This is a genomic window from Bradyrhizobium sp. UFLA05-109 (assembly GCF_054185165.1).
The window spans coordinates 1-4,017 of the sequence record NZ_JBBIAR010000146.1; the positions used below are offsets into that span (position 1 = coordinate 1).

Consider the following 4,017-nt stretch of genomic DNA (forward strand, 5'->3'; position numbering starts at 1 on the left):
GCTTCGGGTATACCGCGAAGCAGCGCGTTGATAGTAGGATTTCGCGACTTGCCCTTCCTTCGCAGTCTCGTACTGCGCCCGGTAGGGCGGGGATAGTGACGGGGCTTCGTTAGCTCGAATGACGGTGAAGTCTTTGGGCGAGAGGATTGTTTGCGAGCTAGACGGCATGTCTCGCGCGTACGCCGCGGCGCCAGAGGTTGCGCTTCAGCCGAAGCGGACTGCGACCGAGGCGTCACACCGGACACATTGGGTTTCGACGGAGCTTTCCGAGAAGAAGCGCGAACGCCGGGCGGAAAAGCCAAGCCGCGCGCCGGAATTGGTGGTCATCCAACCTTTGAACGGTAGGAGATTTGCCATCCTGCGTCAGCCTCGATGATCTCGTACCTGCCGGCGGACGATGCCTCGCTCACGCGGCGCGTGAAAGTGCACGACGACCGCATATCGGCGCTTTTCGGCTATTCCATGCGATGCAAAGCCAACACTATCCACCCCGCGCCGACGCACGCTCCAGATCCTGCCGGCGGTCGTAGGCCGCCGTTCATAGCTGGCCTGCTTCTTGTTGGCTACCATGGTGTGGGGCTGCGGCGCCTTTTGGTTTGGCCGTCAGGTCAAGGTCGCACACCGCGCTTCGCACGCTTTGCTCGACATGGATCCTCCGATCTTGGACCACCTTCAGGCGCCAGTGCTGTTGATCCGGCGCAGTTAGGAACGCGCCCAGTCCACGGCAACGGTCACATTTTGCATTTGAGTGTGTCGGTCCTAGTCCAGTCCCGCGGCGCCTCCAGCGGCAGGGCGACGCGGCTGCGCAGGTAGTCGACAGCCGGCGCGCGCGGAGCGCGTCCCTCCACCCGGCCAAGTCCTGCTCTCCATCGGCTTGGCAATCGCGAGAGCAGCGGGGACCAGCACGTCGTTCGGCTTGGATGTCTTCGGGCAGGCCACCAGGTGCTCAAGGTGCGCGCCGCGAGCCCTGCATCGATCCGACTTGTCTCCGTCAGGAGATCGACGACGAAGCGCGGCTTCACCAGGTGCAGGCCGAATCCAGGTGCCGACCTGCTCCCGCTTGGTGGGGTACAAACCGGACCGGCAGGTCCGTTGCACGCGGGGCCGGAAGAAGCGCGGCAGCAAGATAACTGCATGATCCAGAACGACGTGGTGGCCTTCCGGGGACAGCTCGGCGAGAAACGAATCGATGCGCTCCACGTTCCCCAGCCTGACCTGCAAATCGAACATCCGGCCGACTTCGGCGGCGTCGTCCGCCCACCAAGACGAGCGGACCAGAAGCGCAGCATGTGTTCCGAGGGCTCAGCGGCCTCACAACCGCGACTGGATCGATGTGTCGCTTGTCTCCCAGCGTGCCATCAGATCTTCTGCCCGGCATCAAACCCTCAAAGGCGTCGGGCGGGCACAGTTCGTCCTCGGTGAATGGAAGATCGCCGAGCCCGGCCTGACCGCCAACCTGACGCAGCCACTCGGACAGGATCAGCGCCCGGTCAAGGGCACAGCAACCTCGAATTCTTCGTACTTCTCGTCGCGACCACTGCTGCCGCGGCCGAAATAGTCGGTATGTTCGGCGCTACCCATTAAAAGCGCGGCCGTCCAGCCAAGCGCGCATTCCAAATTGGTTGGCTCGCCTCCTAGATGCCGCTTTTCAGATAGGCTGAGAACGAAATCATGCTCCCTCACGTCCAGGCTTCGGCTTAACGGGAATGCAGTGGGCGCCTCGCAAGTGGTCCAGACATTACCTATCGCTTTCACCGTTATGTCGCAATTATAGACTATAATTCTAGAATCTATTAACGACGGGCTAATCAGGAAATCAATCAAAGAAGCGGATAGGCATGAGCATCAGTCGACAAGGTAACGGCGATTGCGATGGGGTGCACGAAATTTGGGACTTTGTGGCCGGGAAGATTCAAGAGGCACCGGGATTGAGATGCCTCGTCCAAGAGCGGAGTACATTGCTTCTCCTATCGTGCACCGGCCTGATTGGTCATTTCGACCTGAATGGAACGGAGATCAGAAACGAGACCGATTTCGCAGCCTACTTGTGGAACGGATTTGCGGTGAATGTTGCCGTGCCAGGCGATGGCATCTCGGGTAGACCGTGCATTGGACTCCCGCTAACCAAGCCAGCGGCAGAACTCGATAGCACCTGCAATCGCATAATCGCTGCGTGCGTTGCGTTGTTGAGCGAACTGGTATGCGATGGCGAGATGGACTGTTGTCAGGTCTCGTCTGAGGTCGAAGGAACATCCACTGGGGCCGGTCCTTCCGGTGTAAGCGGTCTTGCGCAGCACGTCCGTGTCGTAGAGCAGATGCGTCAGCCCCGGCGTCCCCGGCCGAAGGGCTTCGACGGAAATCCGCCTCACTCCCCCGAACTCGGTCGAGACCCGTGTATGCTTGAAAGCCACAGTGATTTTCTGCTCCTTTCGAATGATTCCTTGAGCACGAGACCCTTCGGCGTCCGGCCTGCCCCAAAGTGGCGAGGAAAATTGGCGCCATCAACCGGTTCCTCTTCACCCCGACTACCGATCTTGTCAAAAGCTTCAAGGGGAAATGCATGAACTTGGTCTCGAATCCAGCTGTCAGGTTGGAAGCTTGCCCTCGCTTTAATTCTTGGCCCGCGCGCATAAGCCTATTTGAGAGGGCGAAGATCAGCTTCATCTCTGTCGACTGACTTCAAGGGGACTGACCGCGGGCGAAATTCGCCACGGCTGCGACGTCCGCATCGCTTCATCGTTTCCAAGCCTCCGGTCTGAATGTCCTGCGGCACATTGGCGCCGTATAGTATTCCAAACGATCATATCAGATTGAAATTTGGTCCTTCCGATCTCCGAAAATGGGATGCGGACATCTTCGCTTAGAGATAGATGCATAGCGGCGTTGACGGTTCGGCTTCGCAGGGTTGTGATCTTTCTGATTGCACTTGGCGCCGCGCCGGCCCGATCCCGGCCTGATTGTGCTTGTCGCCCGATCCCACATCGCGCCGGTCCGCACACCAGGGAACGACAGATGGCACGTTCGGCTAAAACTGCAGATACGGGCTCAATATCCGCTGTCGAGATCAACAACGTTGTGCATGGGGCGTCCGGCTAGGAACGCCTCGAGATTCGTGAGGAAAAGGTCTACAGCACGGGTAGGCACACTCGTCTGGCTACGGCCGGAGAGATGCATAGTAATCAGGCAGTTGTCCAACCCCCAGAGCGGATGCTCAGGCGGGAGAGGCTCTGGAGACACCGTATCGAGAAAAGCCCCGCCAATGCGCCGCTCGCTCAAGGCGGCAAGCAGGGCACTTTGATCTACCAGTGCGCCACGACCAACGTTTACTAGCCAGGCGCTGGGCTTCATGCTGGAAAGTTCTTTCTCACCAATCATGGCCCGACTTTCGGCAGTTGTGGGCGCAGCCAGCACCACCCAGTCGAAGTCGCCTAGGCGGGCGCGCCATTCATCCGGACCCAGGGTGCCGTTACTTCCGGAGCGCGTCCCACCCTCCACCACGACGCCAAATGCCGCCAACCGCGTGGCAATGCGGCGGCCTATGGCGCCCATACCAACAACCAGGGCACGCGAGCCATCGAGCTCCATCTGCCCAGGCGCGCAAGATGTCCATTCACGGCGGTCGGCGAGACGCACCACACGGTCGTATCTCTTGGCGGAAACCAGAACACCCATGACGGCATAGTCGGCCACAGCCGCGGAGACAATCCCCGAGCCGTTGGTCAGGACTATTCCCCTCTCGCGCAATAGACCAGAGTCAAGGTGCTCGATCCCGGCGCCGAGTGTGAACAGCCAGCGAAGTCGTCGAGCACGGCCCAACTCGGCGAGCAGCCTGGTCTGCTGCTTATCAATCCACGCGATCTCAGCCTCCAAGATAGGGTCGAAGGACGCCGTGTCGTCGTCGTACCAGTCGACCTCGATGCCACGTGGGAGATGCTTTTCGAGCAGGCCGCGGGCCGTGCCGGGTAGAACGGCTTTCATGGAACCTCCGTCATAACCCCGGCGCGGCGCAGCAAGGGC

At 60.1% G+C, this 4,017-nt stretch carries 3 protein-coding genes; 1 reads left to right on the forward strand and 2 read right to left on the reverse strand.

The window, feature by feature from the left end; all coding sequences use genetic code 11:
• Positions 1–1,189: 1,189 nt before the first annotated feature.
• Entirely contained in the window at positions 1,190–1,558 is a 369-nt protein-coding gene (locus tag Q3C01_RS44655) for a hypothetical protein (protein WP_458151706.1), read from the forward strand.
• 562 nt (positions 1,559–2,120) lie between these two features.
• On the opposite strand, the gene Q3C01_RS44660 is transcribed toward Q3C01_RS44655, so the two are convergent.
• On the reverse strand, positions 2,121–2,369 hold the full coding sequence (locus Q3C01_RS44660; protein ID WP_458151708.1) for a hypothetical protein: 249 nt from the start codon (positions 2,367–2,369) through the stop codon (positions 2,121–2,123).
• A 676-nt stretch (positions 2,370–3,045) separates the two neighbouring features.
• Positions 3,046–4,017: NAD(P)-dependent oxidoreductase (locus Q3C01_RS44665; RefSeq protein ID WP_458151710.1), on the reverse strand; the 972-nt coding region annotated here is incomplete at its 5' end.

Excerpts from the sequence above, each read along its gene's own strand:
- Q3C01_RS44655 (WP_458151706.1), top strand. The coding sequence starts at position 1,190 with ATGCGCTCCACGTTCCCCAGCCTGACCTGCAAATCGAACATCCGGCCG.